This window comes from Arhodomonas sp. KWT (assembly GCF_010993615.1).
Genome location: NZ_WNXE01000228.1, coordinates 1,852 through 3,362 on the forward strand (window position 1 = coordinate 1,852; position 1,511 = coordinate 3,362).

Below are 1,511 nucleotides of genomic sequence, written 5' to 3' on the forward strand. Positions count from 1 at the left end.
AATCGCGGCACCACCGATATGTTCTCCTCGATGGTCATGTTCGGGAATAGCCCGATCTGCTGGATTACATAGCCGATGCTGCGGCGCAGGTCCGTGGTGTTCATGCCGGTGGTGTCCTCGTCGTTGATGGACACCCGGCCGGAGGTGGGCTCGATGATGCGGTTGATCATCTTGAGCGTGGTGGTCTTGCCGCAGCCGGAGGGGCCGAGGAGGATGCAGATCTCACCGTCCGGCACGTCCATGGTGATGTGGTCGGCGGCGGTTACCGGTCCCTCCGGCGTCTCGAAGACCTTGGTCAGATTCTCGATGCGGATCATTCGGCTCCCCTTGTCGTTGTTCAGCCCCCGGCGCGCTGCAGCCCGCGCGGCGTGAGCCGCCGCTGCAGGCCGAGCAGGCCGAAGTCGGCGGCGATCGCGAGCAGGCTCACGGCGACGGCGCCGACGATGAGCTGGCGCGGATCGGTCTGGCTGATGCCCCGGCTGATGAAGGTCCCCAGGCCCCCGGCCCCGATGTAGGTGGCGATGGCCATCACGCCGATGTTCATGACCACGGCGGTGCGCACGCCGGCCATGATCACCGGAACCGCCAGCGGGATTTCGACCATGCGCAGCCGCTGCATCGGACTCATGCCCACGCCCCGGGCCGCCTCGCGCAGGGCCGGGTCGACGTCGTTGATGGCGGTATAGGTGTTACGGATGATCGGCAGCTGCGAGTAGAGCAGTACGGCGATCACCGCCGGCACGTAGCCGATACCCTGGCCGATGGTCGAGAGGATCGGGATCATCACGCCGAACAGCGCGATGGACGGGACGGTGATTACCATGGAGGCGATGTAGAGCACGATGTTGGCGACGCGCTGACTCTGGGTAATGGCGATGCCGATCGGCACACCGGTGGCGACGGCCAGGCCGACGGCGACCGCCACGAGGGCGATGTGCTCGATCGTGCGGTTGACCAGCACGTCGACGTTGTCGGCGATGAAGGTGATGATGTCCAAGTATCGACCCCTCCGTTCACGCGGGTTGTCCACGGGGTGGGCGTATTCTTCCGCGGGCGGTTGCACGGGGGCCGCCGCGGGGCGCGCTTGTGCCGGCGCGTCTTCAGCGTGAACTCAGGTTAGCGGGGAGGGGCTGGGGATAATGCGACATATGCGCCACATAAGGATATGCAGCCGACATATATGGCACTTGACTCATGGACGGACGGAAATATCCATGATTTGAATCAACCCGAACCCGGATGAAATGGGTCCGGGTTGGGGCCGTTCAGTGGCCGAAGTAGTGGGCCACGTAGTCCTCGAAGGAGACGGTGTCGTCCGCTTCGATTGCCGCCTGCTCGGCGAGGGATTCCCGCGATGCCGCCTCGAAACGTTCGGCCAGCCCGGGGTCGAGCGGGGTGCTCTTGAAGGTGTGCTCGTGGGCGCGGGATACCCGCATGGCGAACTCGATGAAGTCCTCGTCGTGCTCGCGCATTTCCGCGAGCACCCGCGCGGAGGGGGTCAGCGCCGGGTC

At 65.3% G+C, this 1,511-nt stretch carries 2 protein-coding genes and 1 pseudogene; all 3 read right to left on the minus strand.

Features of this window, described 5'->3' with window-relative positions; translation table 11 throughout:
• On the minus strand, window positions 1–317 hold a 317-nt coding region (locus G7A99_RS24960), incomplete at its 3' end, for an ATP-binding cassette domain-containing protein (RefSeq protein WP_205599895.1).
• Between the two features lie 20 nt (window positions 318–337).
• Window positions 338–997: an ABC transporter permease gene (locus G7A99_RS17055; RefSeq protein ID WP_018717022.1), complete on the minus strand. Its 660-nt coding sequence runs from the start codon at window positions 995–997 to the stop codon at window positions 338–340.
• A gap of 268 nt (window positions 998–1,265) precedes the next feature.
• A pseudogene (locus G7A99_RS17060) lies at window positions 1,266–1,511 on the minus strand (glutamate--cysteine ligase); the annotation flags it as partial.